Annotated in this window: 16 protein-coding genes and 1 tRNA gene; 2 read left to right on the top strand and 15 right to left on the bottom strand. The window is 67.0% G+C overall.

Annotated elements, in window-relative coordinates:
• Positions 1-172 precede the first annotated feature (172 nt).
• The 4 genes from tuf to rpsL all read right to left on the bottom strand — a co-directional run bounded on the left by tuf (position 173) and on the right by rpsL (position 4,531).
• Positions 173-1,366 carry an elongation factor Tu gene (gene tuf, locus OG444_RS23110; protein ID WP_327263979.1) on the bottom strand — a complete coding sequence of 398 codons (1,194 nt, stop codon included), beginning with the start codon at positions 1,364-1,366 and terminating at the stop codon, positions 173-175.
• A 148-nt stretch (positions 1,367-1,514) separates the two neighbouring features.
• A complete protein-coding gene (gene fusA / locus OG444_RS23105; RefSeq protein WP_327263978.1) occupies positions 1,515-3,647 on the bottom strand; it encodes an elongation factor G in 2,133 nt (710 codons plus the stop codon).
• 39 nt (positions 3,648-3,686) lie between these two features.
• The gene (gene rpsG / locus OG444_RS23100) at positions 3,687-4,157 is read right to left on the bottom strand and encodes a 30S ribosomal protein S7 (protein ID WP_007265894.1); all 471 of its coding nucleotides are present in this window, start codon (positions 4,155-4,157) and stop codon (positions 3,687-3,689) included.
• Between the two features lie 2 nt (positions 4,158-4,159).
• Positions 4,160-4,531 (bottom strand): 30S ribosomal protein S12, encoded by a 372-nt coding sequence (rpsL, locus tag OG444_RS23095; protein WP_007265893.1) that lies wholly within the window; start codon positions 4,529-4,531, stop codon positions 4,160-4,162.
• Positions 4,532-4,901: 370 nt separating this feature from the next.
• Here rpsL and OG444_RS23090 point away from each other — a divergent pair, with 370 nt between their 5' ends.
• The gene (locus tag OG444_RS23090) at positions 4,902-7,400 is read left to right on the top strand and encodes a YfhO family protein (RefSeq protein ID WP_327263977.1); all 2,499 of its coding nucleotides are present in this window, start codon (positions 4,902-4,904) and stop codon (positions 7,398-7,400) included.
• 81 nt (positions 7,401-7,481) lie between these two features.
• On the opposite strand, the gene OG444_RS23085 is transcribed toward OG444_RS23090, so the two are convergent.
• The 11 genes from OG444_RS23085 to OG444_RS23035 all read right to left on the bottom strand — a co-directional run bounded on the left by OG444_RS23085 (position 7,482) and on the right by OG444_RS23035 (position 21,761).
• Complete coding sequence (locus tag OG444_RS23085) at positions 7,482-11,381, bottom strand: DNA-directed RNA polymerase subunit beta' (RefSeq protein ID WP_030388876.1); 3,900 nt, start codon at positions 11,379-11,381, stop codon at positions 7,482-7,484.
• A gap of 97 nt (positions 11,382-11,478) precedes the next feature.
• On the bottom strand, positions 11,479-14,961 hold the full coding sequence (gene rpoB, locus OG444_RS23080; RefSeq protein ID WP_327263976.1) for a DNA-directed RNA polymerase subunit beta: 3,483 nt from the start codon (positions 14,959-14,961) through the stop codon (positions 11,479-11,481).
• A gap of 567 nt (positions 14,962-15,528) precedes the next feature.
• Entirely contained in the window at positions 15,529-15,912 is a 384-nt protein-coding gene (rplL, locus tag OG444_RS23075) for a 50S ribosomal protein L7/L12 (protein ID WP_327263975.1), read from the bottom strand.
• Between the two features lie 110 nt (positions 15,913-16,022).
• Entirely contained in the window at positions 16,023-16,553 is a 531-nt protein-coding gene (gene rplJ, locus OG444_RS23070; RefSeq protein WP_099889951.1) for a 50S ribosomal protein L10, read from the bottom strand.
• A gap of 247 nt (positions 16,554-16,800) precedes the next feature.
• Complete coding sequence (locus tag OG444_RS23065) at positions 16,801-17,691, bottom strand: hypothetical protein (RefSeq protein ID WP_327263974.1); 891 nt, start codon at positions 17,689-17,691, stop codon at positions 16,801-16,803.
• Positions 17,692-17,773: 82 nt separating this feature from the next.
• Positions 17,774-18,724 (bottom strand): hypothetical protein, encoded by a 951-nt coding sequence (locus OG444_RS23060; RefSeq protein ID WP_327263973.1) that lies wholly within the window; start codon positions 18,722-18,724, stop codon positions 17,774-17,776.
• Between the two features lie 185 nt (positions 18,725-18,909).
• A complete protein-coding gene (gene rplA, locus OG444_RS23055; RefSeq protein ID WP_031147455.1) occupies positions 18,910-19,638 on the bottom strand; it encodes a 50S ribosomal protein L1 in 729 nt (242 codons plus the stop codon).
• 88 nt (positions 19,639-19,726) lie between these two features.
• Positions 19,727-20,161, bottom strand: a complete 435-nt coding sequence (gene rplK / locus OG444_RS23050) for a 50S ribosomal protein L11 (RefSeq protein WP_327263972.1) — start codon at positions 20,159-20,161, stop codon at positions 19,727-19,729.
• Positions 20,162-20,327: 166 nt separating this feature from the next.
• The gene (gene nusG, locus OG444_RS23045) at positions 20,328-21,218 is read right to left on the bottom strand and encodes a transcription termination/antitermination protein NusG (RefSeq protein ID WP_327263971.1); all 891 of its coding nucleotides are present in this window, start codon (positions 21,216-21,218) and stop codon (positions 20,328-20,330) included.
• A gap of 82 nt (positions 21,219-21,300) precedes the next feature.
• Positions 21,301-21,582: a preprotein translocase subunit SecE gene (secE, locus tag OG444_RS23040; protein WP_030388883.1), complete on the bottom strand. Its 282-nt coding sequence runs from the start codon at positions 21,580-21,582 to the stop codon at positions 21,301-21,303.
• 106 nt (positions 21,583-21,688) lie between these two features.
• A tRNA-Trp gene (locus OG444_RS23035) sits at positions 21,689-21,761 on the bottom strand.
• A gap of 193 nt (positions 21,762-21,954) precedes the next feature.
• On the opposite strand from OG444_RS23035, the gene OG444_RS23030 reads away from it, so the two are divergent.
• A complete protein-coding gene (locus OG444_RS23030; RefSeq protein ID WP_327263970.1) occupies positions 21,955-23,181 on the top strand; it encodes a pyridoxal phosphate-dependent aminotransferase in 1,227 nt (408 codons plus the stop codon).
• The last annotated feature ends 89 nt before the right edge of the window (positions 23,182-23,270 follow it).

Genomic DNA, 23,270 nt, shown 5'->3' with positions numbered 1-23,270 from the left:
TCACGCGTTCCCGCGCCCCCGCCGGTACGGACGTACGGATGGCCCGGACATGCGGCTCCGACATTCGGCCCGGACAAGCCGAAGGGCCCCGTCCCACCGCCGAGGCGATGGGCCGGGGCCCTTCAGTGCAACTTGGTGCTCGCAGAACGAGCTACCAGGTCAGAGCACGAAATTACTTCGTGATCTTGGTGACCTGGCCGGCGCCCACGGTACGACCACCCTCACGGATGGCGAACTTCAGGCCCTCCTCCATGGCGACCGGCTGGATCAGCGCGACCGTCATCTCGGTGTTGTCGCCCGGCATGACCATCTCCGTGCCGGCCGGCAGGGTGACGACACCCGTGACGTCCGTGGTACGGAAGTAGAACTGCGGACGGTAGTTGTTGAAGAACGGGGTGTGACGGCCACCCTCGTCCTTCGACAGGATGTAGGCCTGGGCCTCGAACTCGGTGTGCGGGGTGACCGAACCGGGCTTGATGATGACCTGGCCGCGCTCGACGTCCTCGCGCTTGATGCCACGGAGGAGCAGACCGACGTTCTCGCCCGCCTGGCCCTCGTCGAGGAGCTTGCGGAACATCTCGATACCGGTGACCGTGGTGGTGGTCTTGGTCTCCTTGATACCGATGATGTCGACGGTCTCGTTGACCTTCAGGACACCACGCTCGATACGGCCGGTGACGACGGTACCGCGACCGGTGATCGTGAAGACGTCCTCGACGGGCATGAGGAACGGCATCTCGGTGTCACGCGGCGGGGTCGGGATGGCCTCGTCGACGGCGGACATGAGGCCGAGAAGCTTCTCGCCCCACTCCTTGTCGCCCTCGAGCGCCTTCAGCGCGGAGACGCGGACGACCGGAAGGTCGTCGCCCGGGAACTCGTACTCGGAGAGCAGCTCACGGACCTCGAGCTCGACGAGCTCCAGGATCTCCTCGTCGTCCACCATGTCGGCCTTGTTCAGGGCGACAACGATGTAGGGGACGCCGACCTGGCGGGCCAGGAGCACGTGCTCCTTGGTCTGCGGCATCGGGCCGTCGGTGGCGGCGACCACGAGGATCGCGCCGTCCATCTGCGCGGCACCGGTGATCATGTTCTTGATGTAGTCGGCGTGACCCGGGCAGTCGACGTGGGCGTAGTGACGCGCCTCGGTCTGGTACTCGACGTGCGCGATCGAGATGGTGATACCGCGCTGGCGCTCCTCAGGAGCCTTGTCGATCTGGTCGAAGGCCGAGGCCTCGTTCAGGTCCGGGTACGCGTCGTGCAGCACCTTGGTAATGGCGGCCGTGAGGGTCGTCTTACCGTGGTCAATGTGACCGATGGTGCCGATGTTGACGTGCGGCTTAGTCCGCTCGAACTTCGCCTTCGCCACGGGGTCCTCCTGGAGAGTGGTTCTGTACGCCTTACTCATCGGCGCCAGGTGATCTTTGCTGGAAAGCCGGTTCCCCCGGGGCAACGGAGGGTTGCTCCTGTTGCCCCAGAGGCTCCGGTGACAAGCCTAAAGCGTGTACTCGGAAGAGTTACTCGCCCTTGGCCTTCGCGATGATCTCCTCGGCGACGTTCCGGGGAACCTCGGCGTAGGAGTCGAACTGCATCGAGTAGCTGGCGCGACCCGAGGTCTTGCTGCGGAGGTCTCCGACGTAGCCGAACATCTCCGAAAGCGGCACGAGGCCCTTCACGAGACGCGCGCCGTGACGCTCCTCCATGGCCTGGATCTGGCCACGGCGGGAGTTGATGTCACCGATGACGTCGCCCATGGACTCCTCGGGCGTGGTGACCTCAACGGACATCATCGGCTCGAGCAGTACGGGGGAAGCCTTGCGCGCGGCCTCCTTGAAGGCCTGCGAACCGGCGATCTTGAAGGCGAGCTCCGAGGAGTCGACCTCGTGGTAGCCACCGTCGAGAAGAATGACGCGGACGCCGGTCATCTCGTAGCCGGCCAGGATGCCGAACTGCATGGCTTCCTGCGCACCGGCGTCGACCGAGGGGATGTACTCCCTCGGGATGCGGCCACCGGTGACCTTGTTCACGAACTCGTACGCCGGGCCGTCCGACTCGGTGATCGGCTCGATCGCGATCTGCACCTTGGCGAACTGACCGGTACCACCGGTCTGCTTCTTGTGGGTGTAGTCGTGACGCTCGACGGTCTTGCGGATCGTCTCGCGGTACGCGACCTGCGGCTTGCCGACGTTGGCCTCGACCTTGAACTCGCGCTTCATACGGTCGACCAGCACCTCGAGGTGCAGCTCGCCCATACCGCCGAGGATGGTCTGGCCGGTCTCCTCGTCCGAGTGAACGTGGAAGGAGGGGTCCTCCTCCGCGAGAGACTGGATGGCGACACCCAGCTTCTCCTGGTCACCCTTGGACTTGGGCTCGATGGCGACCTGGATGACCGGAGCCGGGAAGTCCATGGACTCCAGGATCACGGGCGCCTTGTCGTCACACAGCGTCTCACCGGTGGTGGTCTGCTTCAGGCCCATGACGGCGACGATGTCACCGGCGCCCACCGCGGCGATCTCCTCACGCTTGTTCGCGTGCATGCGGTAGATCTTGCCGATGCGCTCCTTCTTGCCCTTGACGGAGTTCAGCACCGCAGTGCCGGCCTCCAGGCGGCCCGAGTAAACCCGGACGAAGGTGAGCTTGCCGAGGTGCGGGTCGCGCATGATCTTGAACGCGAGCGCGGCGAGGGGCTCCTCGTCGGACGGCTTGCGCTTCACGACCGTCTCGGCGTCGCGGACGTCGTGGCCCTCGATGGCCTCGATGTCCAGCGGCGACGGCAGGTAGCGGACGACAGCGTCGAGCAGGGGCTGAACGCCCTTGTTCTTGAACGCCGTGCCACAGAACACCGCGGTGATCGTGGGCTCGCCCTTGCCCTTGCCGGAGCCGAGGATGATGCGACGGACGGCGGCGTGCAGCTGCTCCACGGACGGCTCGTCGCCGTTCAGGAAGAGCTCCATGACCTCGTCGTCGTTCTCGGCGACGGTCTCGACCAGCTTGCCGCGCCACTCTTCAGCGGCCTCGGCGTGCGTGGCCGGGATGTCGACGATGTCGTACATCTCGCCCTTGGTCGCCTCGGCGGACCAGACGAACGCCTTCATCGTGACGAGGTCGACGACACCCTGGAAGTCGGCCTCGGCACCGATGGGGAGCTGCATGACGATCGGAACCGCACCGAGGCGGTCCTTGATCATGTCGACGCAGCGGTGGAACTCGGCGCCGGTGCGGTCGAGCTTGTTGACGAAGCAGATGCGCGGCACGCCGTAGCGGTCCGCCTGACGCCAAACGGTCTCGGACTGCGGCTCGACGCCGGCGACACCGTCGAAGACGGTGACGGCGCCGTCGAGGACGCGGAGCGAACGCTCCACCTCGACGGTGAAGTCGACGTGACCCGGGGTGTCGATGATGTTGATCGTGTGGTCAACGTCTTCGAGGGGCCAGTGGCAGGTCGTCGCGGCAGACGTGATGGTGATACCACGCTCCTGCTCCTGCTCCATCCAGTCCATCGTGGCGGCGCCGTCGTGGACCTCACCGATCTTGTACGACACACCGGTGTAGAACAGGATGCGCTCGGTGGTGGTCGTCTTGCCCGCGTCGATGTGGGCCATGATCCCGATGTTGCGGACCTTGGCCAGGTCAAGCGAAGTGGTAGCCATAAGGCTTCGGTCTTCTCTCGGTCTCGATGTGGGGTGGGACTACCAGCGGTAGTGCGCGAAGGCCTTGTTGGACTCGGCCATCTTGTGCGTGTCCTCGCGCTTCTTGACGGCAGCGCCAAGACCGTTGGAGGCGTCGAGCAGCTCGTTCATGAGGCGCTCGGTCATGGTCTTCTCACGACGGGCGCGGGAGTAACCCACGAGCCAGCGGAGGGCCAGGGTCGACTGGCGACCCGGCTTGACCTCGACGGGGACCTGGTAGGTCGCGCCACCGACACGGCGGGACTTGACCTCGAGGGACGGCTTGACGTTCTCCAGCGCGCGCTTCAGCGTGATGACCGGGTCGTTGCCGGTCTTCTCGCGGAGGCCTTCCATGGCGCCGTAAACGATGCGCTCGGCGGTGGAGCGCTTGCCGTTCAGGAGGATCTTGTTGATGAGCGACGTCACCAGAGGAGATGCGTAGACCGGGTCGATGATGACCGGGCGCTTCGGGGCGGGGCCCTTACGAGGCATTCTTACTTCTCCTTCTTGGCGCCGTAGCGGCTGCGGGCCTGCTTGCGGTTCTTGACAGCCTGGGTGTCAAGCGCACCGCGGATGATCTTGTAACGAACACCCGGCAGGTCCTTCACACGGCCACCACGCACGAGCACGATCGAGTGCTCCTGCAGGTTGTGTCCCTCACCCGGAATGTAAGCGGTGACCTCGATGCCGGAGGTCAGACGCACACGCGCGACCTTACGGAGCGCCGAGTTCGGCTTCTTCGGGGTGGTCGTGAACACACGCGTGCAGACGCCGCGACGCTGGGGCGAAGCCTCGAGCGCGGGGGTCTTTGTCTTCTCGACCTTGTCCTGCCGGCCCTTACGGACCAGCTGCTGGATCGTAGGCACTACTTCTCCGGTTTCTGTGTGCCGTGTAGTGAAACTAACCTGGAACTTCCCCGACCCACGCGGTCGGGTGTGTCGAACACTGCAACGCTCTCACCGAAGTGAGGCAGGCGCAGATTGCGGTGTGGTCTTCTCGGCTCTCCGCGGGGTCTTACGCACACGCGGGAGCCCAGGGCACACCCCAGGCACAAGGTCAGAGCGTACCTACCTCACAGAGGTAGGTCAAAACAAATGCCCAGCACGAAAACCCGCCGCGCGCAAGTGGGGAGCGGCCCGATCGCCCGTCCCCCCAGGCCCGGCGCCCTAAGCTGACACATTGCCCGCTCGCGGGACGCTCGCCAGTCGATCAGCAGGGAGCAGGACATTGGGGACCGTGGCACCCGAGCCGACCACAGTCGACGCCCGCCCTCCGGCCCCCGGCCGGCCGGTCCCGCGCCGCCCGGCCACCCGCCGGGCCGCCCGTTCCCGCGGTCCCCTGCTGGCCTTCCTTCTCACCTCGGGCGCCTTGTGCGCGGCCTGGGTGGCACGTGGCACCTACCCCTTCGGCGACACCGGCCGGGCCCTGAACGACCAGGCCAACCAGTACGTGCCCTTCCACCGGGCGCTGTGGGACCTCGTCCACGGGCGGGCCGCCGGGGACCTGCTCTTCACCTGGCGGGGCGGCTTCGGCCAGCAGTTCCTGTCCGACTACCACACCTACCTCGGCAATCCCTTCTCCTGGACGGCCGTCCTCGTCCCGCGCGAGCACGTGGACCTCGCCGTGTTCGCGATCACCCCGGTCACCATGGGCACCGCCGCCGCCGTGATGACCGTGTACCTCGGAATGCTGAATCCCGGCCCGTGGTGGCAGCGGGGCGTGCTCGGAGCGACGTACGGCCTGTGCGGGTGGGCGCTCAGCGACGCCTCGTACGTCCCCATGTGGCTGTGGGGCCTGGTGGCGCTGCCGATGCTCGGCATCGCCGTCGAGTGGTGCCTGCAGGAGCGCCGCTGGCCGGGCGTGGCCCTGCTGGTCGCGCTCGCCTGGCTCGGGAACTTCTACACCGCAATGATGGCCACGATGGCCGCCTGCATCCTGCTGGCCATCCGCATGATCACCCGCGACATGACGGGCCGGCTGGGGGTCCCCCCGGACGGAGTCCGGGGAAAGCTGCGCGCGCTGTGGCGTGCCGCGACGGGCGCCGCCACCGGGATCCTGCTCACCCTGCCCCTCCTCCTGCCGTCGTTCCTGTCCAGCGGGGCCGCGCAGCCGACGAGGGCCGCCGCCTTCGACCCCGTACGGATCGAGGTCTTCCTCTCCGGCATGCTCCCGGCCACGCACCTGTGGGGCGGCCGCCCGCGGCTCTACGTCGCCTCGCTGGGGCTGATCCTGGCCGGCGCCTTCGTGCTCAACACCGGCGTGGCGAGGCGGACCCGACTGGTGTGGGCGGCCGCGATCGTGCTCGTGGCCGCCTCGTTCCAGTTCCCGCCCACGCAGTTCGTCTGGCACGGGCTGGCGGTGCCGAACGGAAACCCGTACCGCGAGACCTTCGTCTTCAGCGCGATGGTGGTGATCGTGGCCTGGCTGGCGCTGGCCAACCGGCCGCGCCCGCGGCACCTGGCCCTGGCCCTGGCCCTGCTGGTGGCGGCCACCTGCGTACTGAGGCGCACCGACGACTTCGGCGGCTGGACCTGGCCGGCCGTGCTCGGCGGCGGCTCGGTCTCCCTGCTGGCCCTGGTCCTGCTGCGGCTCGGCGAGAAGCGCCGGTTCCTGATCCCGGTGGCCGCCACCCTGATGATCGGCGTCGTGTTCGCCGAGTCCACGGTCGCCGCGGCGGGCGCGGACGCCCGCCGGGCCCGCGAGCGCTGGGCCAAGCCCGTCACCACCTCCAGCCGGTCGATCGGCAACCACGTCGAGGCCGTCCGCAAGGTGGCGGGCTGGCCCGCCTACCGGACCGACTCGGGCGCCCCCCAGAGCTCTCACAACGACGCCCTGGCGCTGCGGGCGGAGGGCCCGCAGTACTACAGCAGCTACCTCCCCGAGGCCACCTACCGGGCCCTGGAGCCCCTCGGATACGGCTTCAAGAACGACGGCCGGACCTTCTTCGGCGCCGCCAACCCGGTACTGGACGCGATCTTCTCCATCGGCGCCCGGGTCCGCCCCGGGACCGCCCCGGGCAGCTGGACGGCCTCGAAGTTCCCCGCGCCCCCGCTGGTCACCGTCCGCACCGGCCCGTACACCTCCCCCAACCCGGCGGACAGCGTCTACGCCCGCCAGGAGAACCTCCTGGGCGCCACCGTCTACCAGGTCCCGCCGGTCACCCGCGGCGGCACCGCCACCCGGGCGACGTACGCCGCCCGGTGCACCCCCGGCTCCGAGGCCTACTGGTACTCCCCCGCCCTCTACGGCACGGTCCGCGCCGGCGGTACGCGGGAGCCGGTGCAGTCCCGGACGACCGGCGTGACCCCGCTGGGCCCGGTCCCCGCCTCGGGCCGGGTCGACGTCACCGTGCAGACCCGTACGAAGGACGCGTACGCGGGCGAGCACCCGCTCGGCTGCCTGGACCGCCCGGCGCTCGACACCGTCGTCCGCCACCTCACCACCACCGGCGCCACCTCGGTCCGCCCGGGCAACCACACGATCGGAGCCACCCTCCCCACGCCCGCCGGCGGGACGGCCGTCATCGCGACCACCGCCATCCCGGGCTGGCACTGCTCGGCGCCCCTGAAGCCCTTCCACGGCCTCCTGGCCGTGGACCTCCCCGCGGGCACGGACGCCTTCTCCTGCACCTTCACCCCGAAGGGCCTCACCCCGGGCCTCGCGGGCGCCACCCTGGCCCTGATGCTCCTGATCGGCGTCAAATCCACAACCCTCCGCCGCCGCCACCGCGTCTGAACCCCCGCCGCGACCCCGCAGGAACGAAGAAGCCCCCCGCCGCTCCTCTCGGAGCAGCGGGGGGCTTCTTCTTACGAGCTCTTAGCCGTTGTACGGGCCGTAGTCGTAGTCCTCCAGCGGGACCGCCTGGCCGGAGCCGGAGCCGAAGGGCGAGTAGTCGATGTCGTCGTAACCGACGGCCGAGTACATCGCTGCCTTGGCTTCCTCGGTGGGCTCCACCCGGATGTTGCGGTAGCGGGCGAGGCCCGTACCGGCCGGGATGAGCTTACCGATGATGACGTTCTCCTTGAGGCCGATGAGGCTGTCGGACTTGGCGTTGATCGCCGCATCCGTCAGGACTCGGGTCGTCTCCTGGAAGGAGGCGGCCGACAGCCAGGATTCCGTCGCCAGCGAGGCCTTGGTGATACCCATCAGCTGCGGACGGCCGGAGGCGGGGTGACCGCCCTCGGTGACCACACGACGGTTCTCGGTCTCGAACTTCGACCGCTCGACCAGCTCGCCCGGCAGGAGCTCCGCGTCGCCGGACTCGATGATCGTCACGCGGCGCAGCATCTGCCGGATGATGATCTCGATGTGCTTGTCGTGGATCGACACGCCCTGCGAGTTGTAGACCTTCTGGACTTCGCCGACCAGGTGGACCTGGACGGCACGCTGACCGAGGATGCGCAGCACGTCGTGCGGGTTGGTGGCACCCATGGTGAGCTTCTGGCCCACCTCGACGTGGTCGCCCTCGTGCACGATGACCTTGGCGCGCTTCGAGATCGGGAACGCCGTCTCGTCGCTGCCGTCGTCGGGCGTGATGACGATCTTCTTCGTCTTCTCGGTCTCCTCGATCCGCACGCGGCCGGCGGCCTCGGAGATCGGGGCGACACCCTTCGGGGTACGGGCCTCGAAGAGCTCGACGACACGCGGCAGACCCTGCGTGATGTCGTCACCGGCCACACCACCGGTGTGGAAGGTACGCATCGTCAGCTGGGTACCGGGCTCACCGATGGACTGGGCGGCGATGATGCCGACCGCCTCACCGATGTCGACCAGCTTGCCGGTGGCGAGCGAGCGTCCGTAGCAGAAGGCACAGGTGCCGACCGCGGACTCACAGGTCAGGACCGAACGGGTCTTGACCTCCTCGACGCCGTTGGCGACCAGGGCGTCGATGAGCACGTCACCGAGGTCGACGTTGGCCGGCGCGATGACCTTGCCGTCGATGACGACGTCCTCGGCCAGCATGCGGGCGTAGATCGAGGTCTCGACGTCGTCGGCCTTGCGCAGCACGCCGTCCTCGCCGCGAACGGCGATCTTCAGCTTCAGACCGCGCTCGGTGCCACAGTCCTCCTCGCGGATGATCACGTCCTGCGAGACGTCCACCAGACGACGGGTCAGGTAACCCGAGTCGGCGGTACGCAGGGCGGTGTCCGCCAGACCCTTACGGGCACCGTGCGTGGAGATGAAGTACTCCAGAACGGTGAGGCCCTCACGGAAGGACGCCTTGATCGGACGCGGGATGGTCTCGTTCTTCGCGTTCGACACCAGACCACGCATACCGGCGATCTGTCGCATCTGCATCATGTTTCCTCGGGCACCCGAGTCAACCATCATGAAGATGGGGTTCGTCTTGGGGAAGTTCGCGTTCATCGCCTCGGCAACCTCGTTGGTCGCCTTGGTCCAGATCGCGATGAGCTCCTGCGTGCGCTCGTCCTTGGTGATCAGACCGCGCTCGTACTGCTTCTGGACCTTCTCGTCCATCGCCTCGTAGCCCGCGACGATGGCCTTCTTGGCCTCGGGCACGACGACGTCGGAGATGGCCACGGTGACGCCCGAACGGGTCGCCCAGTGGAAGCCGGCCGCCTTCAGGTTGTCGAGCGTCGCCGCCACGATGACCTTGGGGTAGCGCTCCGCCAGGTCGTTGACGATCTCGGAGAGCTGCTTCTTGCCCACCGAGTAGTCGACGAACGGGTAGTCCTCGGGCAGCAGCTCGTTGAAGAGCGCGCGACCCAGGGTCGTCTTCAGACGGAAGCTGTCGCCCGGCTGGAACTCCTGCTCGCCCTCTTCGGCGACCGGCGGCACCCAGCCGCGCGGCGGGATGGTGCCCACCGGGAAGCGGATGTCGACGGACGACTGCAGCGCGAGCTCGCCGTTGTCGAACGCCATGGTCGCCTCGGCCGTGGAGCCGAACGCGCGGCCCTCGCCCTTGGTGTCACGGAGCTCACCGTCGGTGGTCAGGAAGAACAGACCGAGGACCATGTCCTGGGTCGGCATCGTGACCGGACGGCCGTCGGCCGGCTTGAGGATGTTGTTCGAGGACAGCATCAGGATGCGGGCCTCGGCCTGCGCCTCCGCGGAGAGCGGCAGGTGCACGGCCATCTGGTCACCGTCGAAGTCCGCGTTGAACGCGGTGCAGACGAGCGGGTGGATCTGGATGGCCTTGCCTTCGACCAGCTGGGGCTCGAAGGCCTGGATGCCGAGGCGGTGCAGCGTGGGCGCACGGTTCAGCAGAACCGGGTGCTCGGCGATGACCTCTTCGAGGACGTCGTAGACGACCGTGCGGCCGCGCTCGACCATCCGCTTGGCGCTCTTGATGTTCTGCGCGTGGTTCAGGTCGACCAGGCGCTTCATCACGAACGGCTTGAAGAGCTCCAGCGCCATGGCCTTGGGCAGGCCGCACTGGTGCAGCTTCAGCTGCGGACCGACGACGATCACGGAACGCGCGGAGTAGTCCACACGCTTACCGAGAAGGTTCTGGCGGAATCGACCCTGCTTGCCCTTCAGCATGTCGCTGAGGGACTTCAGGGGACGGTTGCCGGGACCGGTCACCGGACGACCACGACGACCGTTGTCGAAGAGGGCGTCCACGGCCTCCTGAAGCATGCGCTTCTCGTTGTTCACGATGATCTCGGGGGCACCGAGGTCGAGGAGACGCTTCAGACGGTTGTTGCGGTTGATCACGCGGCGGTACAGGTCGTTCAGGTCGGAGGTCGCGAAGCGGCCACCGTCCAGCTGCACCATCGGACGCAGGTCCGGCGGGATCACCGGCACGCAGTCCAGAACCATGCCCTTGGGCTTGTTGCTGGTCTGCAGGAACGCGGAGACGACCTTGAGGCGCTTGAGCGCACGGGTCTTCTTCTGGCCCTTGCCGGTACGGATGATCTCGCGGAGGCGCTCGGCCTCCTCCTCGAGGTCGAAGGACTCCAGGCGCTTCTGCAGCGCGGCGGCGCCCATGCAGCCGTCGAAGTACGTGCCGAAGCGGTCACGCAGCTCGCGGTACAGGAGCTCGTCGCCCTCCAGGTCCTGGACCTTGAGGTTCTTGAAGCGGGCCCACACCTCGTCGAGGCGGTCGATCTCGCGCTGGGCGCGGTCACGGAGCTGCTTCATCTCGCGCTCGGCACCTTCGCGCACCTTGCGGCGTACGTCGGCCTTCGCGCCCTCGGCCTCGAGCTCGCCCAGGTCGGTCTCGAGCTTCTTGGCACGGCCTTCGAGGTCCGCGTCACGGCGGTTCTCGATCTGCTGGCGCTCGACGGAGACGTGCGCCTCCAGCGACGGGAGGTCGCGGGTGCGGCGCTCGTCGTCGACGAACGTGATCATGTACGCGGCGAAGTAGATGACCTTCTCGAGGTCCTTCGGCGCGAGGTCCAGCAGGTATCCGAGGCGCGACGGGACGCCCTTGAAGTACCAGATGTGGGTGACGGGAGCGGCAAGCTCGATGTGGCCCATCCGCTCACGGCGCACCTTGGCGCGCGTGACCTCGACGCCACAACGCTCACAGATGATGCCCTTGAAGCGGACACGCTTGTACTTACCGCAGTAGCACTCCCAGTCCCGGGTAGGACCGAAGATCTTCTCGCAGAAGAGTCCGTCCTTCTCGGGCTTGAGGGTGCGGTAGTTGATGGTCTCCGGCTTCTTGACCTCGCCGTGCGACCAGGTTCGGATGTCGTCCGCGGTGGCAAGGCCGATCCGCAGCTCGTCGAAGAAGTTGACGTCGAGCACTGTGCGTCAATCCCTCTTTCGGGGTCGAGTCTCAATCATGGTCTGAACGGTCCCGGGGATGACGGGGGGCTCTTGAGCGAGCCCCCCGTCAGGCCCGTCAGACCTCTTCGACGCTGCTCGGCTCGCGCCGGGACAGGTCGATACCGAGCTCCTCCGCCGCGCGGAAGACGTCCTCGTCGGTGTCGCGCATCTCGATGGACATGCCGTCCGAGGACAGCACCTCCACGTTGAGGCAGAGCGACTGCATTTCCTTGATGAGCACCTTGAAGGACTCGGGAATGCCCGGCTCGGGGATGTTCTCGCCCTTGACGATGGCCTCGTAGACCTTCACGCGGCCGGTGACGTCGTCGGACTTGATGGTCAGCAGCTCCTGGAGGGCGTAAGCGGCGCCATAAGCCTCGAGCGCCCACACCTCCATCTCACCGAAGCGCTGGCCACCGAACTGCGCCTTACCACCCAGCGGCTGCTGCGTGATCATCGAGTACGGACCGGTCGACCGAGCGTGGAGCTTGTCGTCGACCAGGTGGTGGAGCTTGAGGATGTACATGTACCCGATCGAGATCGGGTCCGGGAACGGCTCGCCGGAGCGGCCGTCGAACAGACGCGCCTTGCCGGACGGGAGGACCAGGCGGTCACCGTCGCGGTTCGGGATGGTGTGCTCGAAGAGGCCTGCGAGCTCATCCTCGCGGGCACCGTCGAACACGGGGGTGGCGACGTTGGTACCGGGCTCGACACGGTCGGCCCCGATGACCTTCAGACGCTCGGCCCACTCCTCGCCGAGCCCGGAGACGTCCCAGCCGCGGCTGGCGAGCCAGCCGAGGTGGATCTCCAGGACCTGTCCCGGGTTCATTCGGGACGGGACACCCAGCGGGTTGAGGATGATGTCGACCGGCGTGCCGTCTTCCAGGAAGGGCATGTCCTCGATCGGAAGGATCTTGGAGATGACGCCCTTGTTGCCGTGGCGGCCGGCGAGCTTGTCGCCGTCGGTGATCTTGCGCTTCTGGGCGACGTAGACGCGGACCAGCTGGTTCACGCCCGGAGGAAGCTCGTCGCCCTCCTCGCGGTCGAAGACGCGGACACCGATGACCTTGCCGATCTCACCGTGAGGGACCTTGAGCGAGGTGTCACGCACCTCGCGGGCCTTCTCACCGAAGATCGCGCGGAGCAGGCGCTCCTCCGGGGTCAGCTCGGTCTCACCCTTGGGCGTGACCTTGCCGACCAGGATGTCGCCGGCGACGACGTCCGCACCGATGCGGATGATGCCGCGCTCGTCGAGGTCCGCCAGGACCTCCTCGGAGACGTTCGGGATGTCCCGGGTGATCTCCTCGGGGCCCAGCTTGGTGTCACGGGCGTCGACCTCGTGCTCCTCGATGTGGATCGAGGAGAGGACGTCGTCCTGCACGAGGCGCTGCGACAGGATGATCGCGTCCTCGTAGTTGTGACCTTCCCAGGGCATGAACGCCACGAGCAGGTTCTTGCCGAGGGCCATTTCGCCCTCTTCGGTCGCGGGACCGTCGGCGAGGACCTGGGCCTCGATGATCCGGTCACCCTCGTTGACGATGACCTTCTGGTTGACCGAGGTGCCCTGGTTCGAGCGGGAGAACTTGGCGACGCGGTACGTGGTGTACGTGCCGTCGTCGTTGGCGACGGTGATGTAGTCGGCCGAGACCTCCTGGACGACACCGTCCTTCTCCGCACGGATCGAGTCACCGGCGTCGACCGCACAGCGGTACTCCATGCCGGTGCCCACCAGCGGGGCCTCCGCCTTGATGAGCGGAACGGCCTGGCGCATCATGTTCGCGCCCATGAGGGCACGGTTGGCGTCGTCGTGCTCCAGGAAGGGGATCATCGCGGTCGCGACGGACACCATCTGGCGCGGGGAGACGTCCATGTAGTCGACGTCGTCGCCGGCGATGTAGTCGATCTCGCCGCCACGACGGCGCACCAGCACGCGGTTCTCGGTGAAGCGCATGTCGTCGGACAGGCCGGCGTTGGCCTGGGCGATGACGAAGCGGTCTTCCTCGTCGGCCGTGAGGTAGTCGACCTCGTCGGTGACGACACCGTCGATGACCTTGCGGTACGGGGTCTCGACGAAACCGAACGCGTTGACGCGGCCGTAGGACGCGAGCGAGCCGATCAGACCGATGTTCGGGCCTTCAGGGGTCTCGATCGGGCACATGCGGCCGTAGTGCGACGGGTGAACGTCACGGACCTCGAAGCCGGCCCGCTCACGGGACAGACCGCCGGGGCCCAGCGCCGACAGGCGGCGCTTGTGGGTCAGGCCCGAGAGCGGGTTGTTCTGGTCCATGAACTGCGACAGCTGGCTGGTGCCGAAGAACTCCTTGATGGAGGCGACGACCGGCCGGATGTTGATCAGGGTCTGCGGCGTGATGGCCTCGACGTCCTGAGTCGTCATGCGCTCGCGGACGACGCGCTCCATACGAGCCAGACCGGTGCGGACCTGGTTCTGGATGAGCTCGCCGACGTTGCGCAGACGACGGTTGCCGAAGTGGTCGATGTCGTCGGTCTCGACGACGATCGAACGGCCGGACTCACCGGTGGTCTCGGTCTCGCCGGCGTGCAGCTTGACCAGGTACTTGATGGTCGCGATCACGTCGTCGGTGGTGAGCACACCGGCGTCGAGCGGCTCATCGGCGCCGAGCTTCTTGTTCACCTTGTAGCGGCCGACCTTGGCGAGGTCGTAGCGCTTCGGGTTGAAGTAGAGGTTCTCGAGCAGCGTCTGAGCGGCCTCGCGGGTCGGCGGCTCGCCCGGGCGCAGCTTGCGGTAGATGTCGAGCAGCGCGTCGTCCTGGCCCTGGGTGTGGTCCTTCTCCAGGGTGGCGCGCATGGACTCGTACTCGCCGAACTCCTCGAGGATCTGCTCGGTGGTCCAGCCGAGAGCCTTCAGGAGGACGGTGACGGACTGCTTGCGCTTGCGGTCGATGCGAACGCCGACCATGTCGCGCTTGTCGATCTCCATCTCCAGCCAGGCACCCCGGGAAGGGATGATCTTGGCGGAGAAGATGTCCTTGTCGGACGTCTTGTCGATGGAGGAGTCGAAGTAGACACCGGGGGAACGGACAAGCTGCGACACGACGACACGCTCGGTGCCGTTGATGACGAAGGTGCCCTTGTTGGTCATGAGCGGGAAGTCGCCCATGAAGACCGTCTGAGACTTGATCTCTCCGGTCTCGTTGTTCGTGAACTCGGCGGTAACGAACAGCGGAGCCGCGTACGTGAAGTCGCGCTCCTTGCACTCGTCGACAGAGTTCTTCGCCGGCTCGAAACGGTGGTCGCGGAAGGTCAGCGACATCGACCCGGAGAAGTCCTCGATCGGCGAGATCTCCTCGAAGATCTCTTCCAGACCGGACTTGGTGGGGACGTCCTGTCCACTCTCAAGCGCCGACTCGACGCGAGACTTCCAGGCGGCATTGCCGAGAAGCCAGTCAAAGCTCTCGGTCTGCAGCGCCAGGAGGTTCGGAACCTCGAGGGGCTCCTTGATCTTTGCAAAGGAGATGCGCAGCGGGGCGGTGCTGGCACCGTTGTTCGTATTGGTCGAGGCGTTGCGCGAGGCGGCCAAGAGGGGGTCCTTCCGAGGGCTCGGACTCACTACGCGCGTACCGGTCCCAGCAGACACAGAAGACAAGCCCCCCAAATCCAACCGAAAAGGCCAGGTCAGGGTGGATCAATCAAGTGTGCTCAAGCGTGGGCATGTCCCTGGCGACGGGCAGGGGACAGCTAACAGGCAGCGCAAAGGGTCAGTGTAGCCACTCGGCTCACTGATGTCCAGACCAGGTCTCCGGAAACCGGCAACAGGCCTTCCCCATGTCGTTCAACACTGCGTCCAACGCTGCGGCCCTCGTACACAGAGCGCGTATCAGTACTGCCCTCTTCGTAGTCGATCCATGCCTCAGATCTCGGATCGAGGCGGTCGAGCTCCCGACGGGTCTGAGAATTGCGCGCCGCGTGCCGTTCGTCAAGGCCCCCTGCTCCGAGCGGATCATCTTGGGACCCTGCTTCGGAGCAACGATGATCACCCTACTCCCCAACGAGACCAGGGCAAGTCAGGCACTGCGGGTACGCCAAAGGGCGACCACCCTTACGGGTGATCGCCCTTGGAAGGGGCCTCAGAGAGGCCCCAGAGGTGTTACTTGACCTCGACAGCCGCGCCGGCAGCCTTGAGGGACTCGGCAGCCTTCTCGGCGGCCTCCTTGGCGACCTTCTCGAGGACCGGCTTCGGAGCGCCGTCCACGAGGTCCTTGGCCTCCTTCAGGCCCAGGGAGGTCAGCTCACGCACGACCTTGATGACCTGGATCTTCTTGTCGCCGGCACCGGTGAGGATGACGTCGAACTCGTCCTGCTCCTCGGCGGCCTCGGGGGCAGCGCCACCGGCGGCGGGGCCGGCAACGGCGACGGCCGCGGCGGCGGTGACGTCGAACTTCTCCTCGAAGGCCTTAACGAACTCGGAGAGCTCGATGAGGGTCATCTCCTCGAACTGGGCGAGGAGGTCGTCCTGAGAGAGCTTCGCCATGATGGGCGATCCTTCCACTAATTCGGCAGGTGCCGGATGTATATAGAGGCGGGCGTAACGGCCCGCTACGACCCACGCACTAGGCGGCGTGGATCAGTGCGCGAGCCGAATTACTCGGCACCGCCCTGCTCGGCGAGCTTGACGCGAAGCGCTTCCGCGGTGCGGACGAACTTCGACGGCAGCGCCTGGAAGAGCGAGGCAGCCTGAGACTGCTTGCCCTTGAACGCGCCGGCCAGCTTGCTGAGCAGAACCTCGCGGGACTCGAGGTCCGCAAGCTTCTTGATCTCATCGGCGGTGAGCGCCTTACCATCAAGGACACCCGCCTTGATGATGAGGTTGGGGTTTTCCTTGGCGAAGTCACGCAGGCTCTTCGCCGACTCCACCGGGTCACCGGTGATGAAGGCGACCGCGGTCGGACCAGCGAAGTGCTCGTCCAGCGCGGTGATCCCGGCCTGGTTGGCCGCAATCTTGGTCAGCGTGTTCTTCACCACGGCGTACTGGGCGTTCTCACCAAGGGAGCGACGCAGCGTCTTGAGCTGCGCGACGGTGAGACCCCGGTACTCGGTCAGCACGGCGGCGTTCGAGCTCTGGAACGCGTCCTTGAGCTCGGCTACCGATGCAGCCTTGTTGGGCGTCGGCATGGTGCGTTCGCCTCCTTCCGGGTGATGAGGACCGCTCAGAAGGGGCTGAAATAAGAAACGCCCCGGCGCAGGCGCCAGGGCGTGGCTCAACCGGAACGAATTCCGGGAACCTTCCACAGTCACCTACGCGGGTCGTCCGCATTCAGCGGATCCTTCGGCCACCGCACCCTTGCAGGCACGGCAACGACCAGCGGTCTTTGGCTTCTGGGGAAGACTACGTGAAGGGGTGCAGCCGAGGCAAATCGCCTCAGGAGTCGAGGTCCAGGCCGCCCAGTCCGGCGTCCCGGAGCGTCTTGTCGGCCTCCTTGAGCTTCCGGTCGGTCTCCTTCATCAGGTCGTCGAAGGAGATGACCTGATCGGCCGGCGGGGCCTGGACCGGGGCCACCGCGCCGAAGTCGGAGAACTTCGCCGTGGTCCTCGTCGTGCCCTTGGCGTCCGTGCTCACGGTGTCCGCGCGCACGGGGTAGCCGTCCTTGCCGATCCACAGGTCCACCTCGAAGGCCGTGATGTGCTTCACGGCCTCGCGGAGGTACTGGCGGTTCGCCTCCGACATGGCCTTGGTGGACTCGTCCGCCTTGATCAGGTCCTCGTTGGTGAGGCTGCCCCTGTAGTGCTCGGCGTCGATGCCGTCGGCGGTCTTCTCCGGGCCGACGTGCGTGAGCTTCTCCTGGCCCAGCAGCATGGCGAGGTACTCGGCAGGGTCGTCGTTGAGCCGGACCCCCGGCTTGCCGTCCTTGGCCAGGTCCATGCTCATCCAGCTCTTGCCCTCGACCGGCTCGCGCAGCTGGCTGTAGATCACGTCGCCGATCATGACCGAGCGGGTGTCGGGCTTCTCGCTCTTGAGGGTCAGGTCGTGGCCGGCCGGGTACCAGCCCTTCGAGCCGGACTGGCCCTTGGTCCTGCCGTCGGACCCGACGATGGACAGCTCCGCCTTGGCGAACTTGGCGGCCACCGTCTTCAGGTAGGACGCCTTCACCGCCTCCACGGGGGAATGCGCCTCCGCGTCCGCGGTCCTGCCCCCCTCGGCCTGTGCGGCGCCCTCGCCTGCCTTGTCGCCGCCGCAGGCCGTCAGGCCCCCCACGAGCAGTGCGGTGCCCGCCGCCGCGATACCGGCTCGGGTCAGGACAGCGTTGTGCATCCGGTTCTCCCCCATGGGTGGATCTGTGTTGCTGACGTGCGGGTGCCGCACTGCGTACGGCTCCTCCGGGCGCGCGGGACGGTCAGGCCCCCGCGCCGGTCTTGCCCAGCTCCTTGAGCATCGCGAAGAGGTCGAAGGTCTCGTTCTCCGGCGGGGTCGCGACGGTGGCCGCGGAGCCGTAGTCCGAGTAGTGGGCGTCCATGTTCATGGTCCCCTGGGGCGTCCCGATGGCGACCTTCATCCGGACCGGGTAGCCGTCCTTGTTGACCCAGACGTCCATGTCGTAGCCCTTGATGCCGGCCTTCTTCGTGGCCTCCACGAGCGCGGCGCGCTCGGCCTCCGAGAGCACCTTGGAGGGCTCGTTCGCAGCGAGCATCTCCTCGAAGGACAAGGTGCCCTTGTAGTGCTCGGCGTCCGTGCCCTCGACCTTCTCGGCCCCGAGGTGCTTCACGTTCGGCGAGCTGAGCAGCAGGGCGAGCTGCTTGGCCGGGTCCTGGTTGCCGTCCATGGCGTTCATGCCGCTGAGCTTCTTCATCGCCTCGGCGTCGCCGGAAGCCTGCGCCGCGGCGGTGATGTCGAGCTTCATCCAGCGCTTGCCGTCCAGGCCGTCGGCCATCGGGGAGTCCTTCGGCACCTCCATGAACATGACGTTGTTCGACATGATCATGCGCATGGACTCGCTGCCGGCCCCCAGGGTCGGCGCGCCCTTCACGGTGATGTCCATGACCTGCGGGTTCCAGCCCTGGGTGCCGGTCATCTCCATGGTTCCGCCGGCGCCCGCCGATGCAGGCATCGACATGGTCATGCGGATCTTGGCCGACTTGGCCGCGGAGGTCTTCTTGTACGCGGCCGTGAGCGCCTCGGCGGCGGATCCGCCCGCCACGGGCCGCTCCGGCTGCGCGGACGCCCCCGGGGCCGCGGCCTTGCCCCCGCCGTCCTTCCCGCCGTTCTCGCACGCCGTGGCTCCGCCCACGAGCAGTACGGCGGCCAGCGCGGCGCCGATGGTCTTCCTCCGGTACGCGGACACGCGCATCCCCACCCCTTGATAGATCACTTGGTCCAGGGGCGACCCTACGTTCCCCACCGGCCGCGACGCGCGCCCTTATCGCCCCGGTCAAGGGATATGTGGCCCTCGACACGGAAACGGGCCCCCCGCCACCCTGTGAAGGGGGCGAGGGGCCCGTTCAGCCGATCAGTGAGCCGTCGGGCTCACCCCGATCAGACAGCAGCCGGGTCTTCCTCGACGAGGAGGTTCCGGGTGCGGTTGGAGTCCAGCTGGATGCCGGGGCCCATCGTGGTGCTCAGGGCGGCCTTCTTGATGTAGCGGCCCTTCGCGGCGGACGGCTTCAGACGAAGGATCTCGTCCAGCGCCGCGCCGTAGTTCTCGACCAGCTGCTCATCGGAGAAGGAGACCTTGCCGATGATGAAGTGCAGGTTCGAGTGCTTGTCGACGCGGAACTCGATCTTGCCACCCTTGATCTCGGTGACAGCCTTCGCGACGTCCATCGTGACGGTGCCGGTCTTCGGGTTCGGCATGAGGCCACGGGGACCGAGCACGCGGCCGAGGCGGCCGACCTTGCCCATGAGGTCCGGGGTGGCCACAACGGCGTCGAACTCGTTCAGGCGGTTGCCCTTGGCGATCTCGTTGATCAGCTCGTCATCGCCGACGATGTCGGCGCCGGCGGCTTCCGCGGCCGCAGCACGGTCACCGGTCGCGAAGACCAGGACCCGGGCGGTCTTGCCGGTGCCGTGCGGGAGGTTCACGGTGCCGCGGACCATCTGGTCGGCCTTGCGCGGGTCGACACCCAGGCGGAAGGCGATCTCGACGGTGCTGTCGAACTTGGTCGTGGAGGTCTCCTTGGCGAGACGGACGGCCTCGAGCGGGGCGTACAGCTTCTCCCGGTCGACCTTGGCGTCCGCAGCGCGGAGAGTCTTGCTGCGCTTCACTTCTGCTCCTGTGTTTTGGCTTCAGGCATGGAGTCGTGGTGCGGACCAGCGCTTGGTCCTACCACTGATGGTGCTGGGGGTGGCTGGATCAGCCTTCGACGGTGACGCCCATCGAACGCGCGGTGCCGGCAATGATCTTGACGGCGGCGTCGATGTCGTTGGCGTTCAGGTCGGGCATCTTCAGCTCGGCGATCTCCTTGACCTGGGCAGCCGTGAGCTTGGCGACCTTGGTCTTGTGGGGCTCGCCGGAGCCCTTCTCGATGCCCGCGTGCTTCAGGATGAGGCGCGCGGCCGGCGGAGTCTTGGTGATGAAGGTGAAGGAACGGTCGTCGTAGACCGTGATCTCCACCGGCACGACCATGCCACGCTGCGACTCGGTCGCGGCGTTGTAGGCCTTGCAGAACTCCATGATGTTGACGCCGTGCTGACCGAGCGCGGGGCCGACCGGCGGAGCCGGGTTGGCCGCACCGGCCTTGATCTGGAGCTTGATAAGCCCCGTGATCTTCTTCTTCTTGGGAGGCATTGCTCTCTCCGGGTCCTAGTGAGAGTTTTCAGCCGCCGATCCGGTCATCCGGATGGAGGCATACCGCACCACGATAACGGGTATCGGTGCGGGGCCAAAAACCGAGCAGGTCAGACCGCCCTTCACTGGGCGATCTGACCTGTCCGGAAGCTGTCGCTCAGAAGATTCAGTTCTTCTGGATCTGGTCGAAGCTGAGCTCGACCGGGGTCTCGCGGCCGAAGATCTCGACGAGGCCCTTGACCTTCTTCGAGTCGGGGTTGATCTCGTTGATGGTCGCCTGCAGCGTCGCGAACGGGCCGTCGGTGACGGTGACCGAGTCGCCGACCTCGAAGTCCAGGACCTCGATGGTGCGCTTGACGGCGGGCGCGGGCAGACCGGCCTCTTCCGCGGCGGCCTTGGCGGCCTTCTCCTGCGCCTCCGGGGCGAGCATCTTGACGATCTCGTCCAGGGTCAGCGGGTACGGGTCGTACGCGTTGCCGACGAAGCCGGTGACGCCGGGCGTGTTGCGGACGACGCCCCAGGACTCGTTCGTCAGATCCATGCGGACGAGAACGTAACCGGGCAGCTTGTTCTGCCGGACGTTCTTGCGCTCGCCGTTCTTGATCTGGACGATCTCTTCCTCGGGCACCTCGGCCTGGTAGATGAACTCCTCGACGTTCAGCGAGACGGCACGCTGCTCCAGGTTCGCCTTCACGCGCTTCTCGTAGCCGGCGTAGGTGTGGATCACGTACCACTCGCCGGGGAGGAGGCGCAGCTCCTCGCGCAGGGCCTGGATGGGGTCGACGGGCTCGGCCGGGGCGGCCTCTTCGGCCTCTTCCTCGTCGGCCTCGGCGTCGTCAGCAGCCTCTTCGACCTCTGCGTCGTCCTCGATCTCGGCGTCAGCCTCGTCCTCGTCGGACTCGACGTGCAGCGCGGCCTCTTCGGCGGCGACACCCGCCTCGGCTTCGTCGGCGAGCTCGACTTCGTCGCGGTCCGCGTCCGCCGCCTCGACGATGTCGAGCGCGTCCTCGACGGACTCGACGGAGTCGGGGCTCGCGTTCAGGTTCGGGTCAGACACGGTGGCTGCTTCTTCCTGGATACAAAAGGTGGTGGAACATGCGAAAACGGGCGACACCATCAAGGCGCCGCCCCCCGCGGGATCAGCCGAAGACGAACTTGATGGCTTTTTCGAACCCAAAGTCAATCACGGTCACCAGACCGATCATGATGACCACGAAGACAATCACCACGGTGGTGTACGTCGTGAGCTGGTTGCGAGTCGGCCAGACAACCTTGCGGAGTTCCGCGACAATCTGGCGGTAGAAAAGCGCGAGCCGGCCCAGAGGACCCTTCTTGCCGCGCTTGCCGCCCTTGCGGGCCTTCTTCTCGCGCGTCTCGTCCTCGGCGTCAGGCATGTCGATGGAGCCCAGGGCGTCCGTCACGTCTCTCACCTGAATCCGGGTCGTGGCCGTACCGCGCCCGGTTGCGCCGCACGGCGTTGCATCTAAGTACGTACCTGCGCACACACGTCCGAGATGGAGTGTGGAGCAGGGCCGGAGGGACTCGAACCCCCAACCGCTGGTTTTGGAGACCAGTGCTCTACCAATTGAGCTACGACCCTTTGCGTCCCCCAACCTACCGCATCCGAGCGAGTGCACGGAGTGCTCGCGCTCTGCAGCGGCTGCTGAGGTCCAACGACAGGTGAGTGTACGTGAACCGGGCCCTGACGTCGAACAGCGCCCTTCCTGACATACGGCCGTCCGTTGACTGAAACGGTGTGCGGGGCTTCTTTGCCGTCTGGGACGATTGCTCGTATGACCTCTGCAACGCCTTCCTCCGAGCGCCGGGTGTCCGCCCGTATCGGCGCCATTTCCGAGTCCGCCACCCTCGCCGTGGACGCCAAGGCCAAGGCCCTCAAGGCCGCCGGGCGCCCGGTGATCGGCTTCGGTGCCGGCGAGCCCGACTTCCCGACCCCGGACTACATCGTCGAGGCCGCGGTCGAGGCCTGCCGCAACCCCAAGTACCACCGCTACACCCCGGCCGGCGGTCTGCCCGAGCTCAAGGCCGCGATCGCCGCCAAGACGCTGCGCGACTCCGGCTACGAGGTCGAGGCCTCGCAGATCCTGGTGACCAACGGCGGCAAGCAGGCCATCTACGAGGCCTTCGCGGCCATCCTGGACCCGGGTGACGAGGTCATCGTCCCGGCTCCGTACTGGACCACCTACCCGGAGTCGATCCGTCTCGCCGGCGGTGTCCCGGTCGAGGTCGTCGCCGACGAGACCACCGGCTACCGGGTCTCCGTCGAGCAGCTGGAGGCCGCGCGCACCGAGCGCACCAAGGTCGTCCTGTTCGTCTCCCCGTCCAACCCGACCGGCGCCGTCTACAGCGAGGCCGACGCCCGCGCGATCGGCGAGTGGGCCGCCGAGCACGGCCTGTGGGTGATGACCGACGAGATCTACGAGCACCTGGTCTACGGCGACGCGAAGTTCACCTCGCTGCCCGTCCTCGTCCCCGCCCTGCGCGACAAGTGCATCGTCGTCAACGGCGTCGCCAAGACGTACGCCATGACCGGCTGGCGCGTGGGCTGGATCATCGCCCCGCAGGACGTCATCAAGGCCGCGACCAACCTCCAGTCGCACGCCACCTCCAACGTCTCCAACGTGGCACAGGTCGCGGCACTGGCCGCCGTCTCCGGCAACCTGGACGCGGTCGCGGAGATGCGGAAGGCCTTCGACCGCCGCCGCCAGACCATGGTCAAGATGCTGAACGAGATCGACGGCGTCTTCTGCCCCACCCCCGAGGGCGCGTTCTACGCGTACCCGTCGGTCAAGGAGCTGCTCGGCAAGGAGATCCGCGGCAAGCGCCCGCAGACCTCCGTCGAGCTCGCCGCCCTGATCCTGGACGAGGTCGAGGTCGCGGTCGTCCCGGGCGAGGCCTTCGGCACCCCCGGCTACCTGCGCCTGTCCTACGCCCTGGGCGACGAGGACCTGGTGGAGGGCGTGTCCCGCGTCCAGAAGCTCCTGGCCGAGGCCAAGGCCTAGGCCTGACGCGGCCGGCGGCACGACCTGGGCGGCGGCACCCCTGAGGGTGCCGCCGCCCAGGCGTTTCGGCCCCGCCGGGCCACTTCCAG

Source organism: Streptomyces sp. NBC_01232, from assembly GCF_035989885.1.
Classification (GTDB): Bacteria; Actinomycetota; Actinomycetes; order Streptomycetales; family Streptomycetaceae; genus Streptomyces.
The sequence above is the reverse complement of the archived record's forward strand: the minus strand, read 5'-3'. Positions and strand labels throughout refer to the sequence as shown.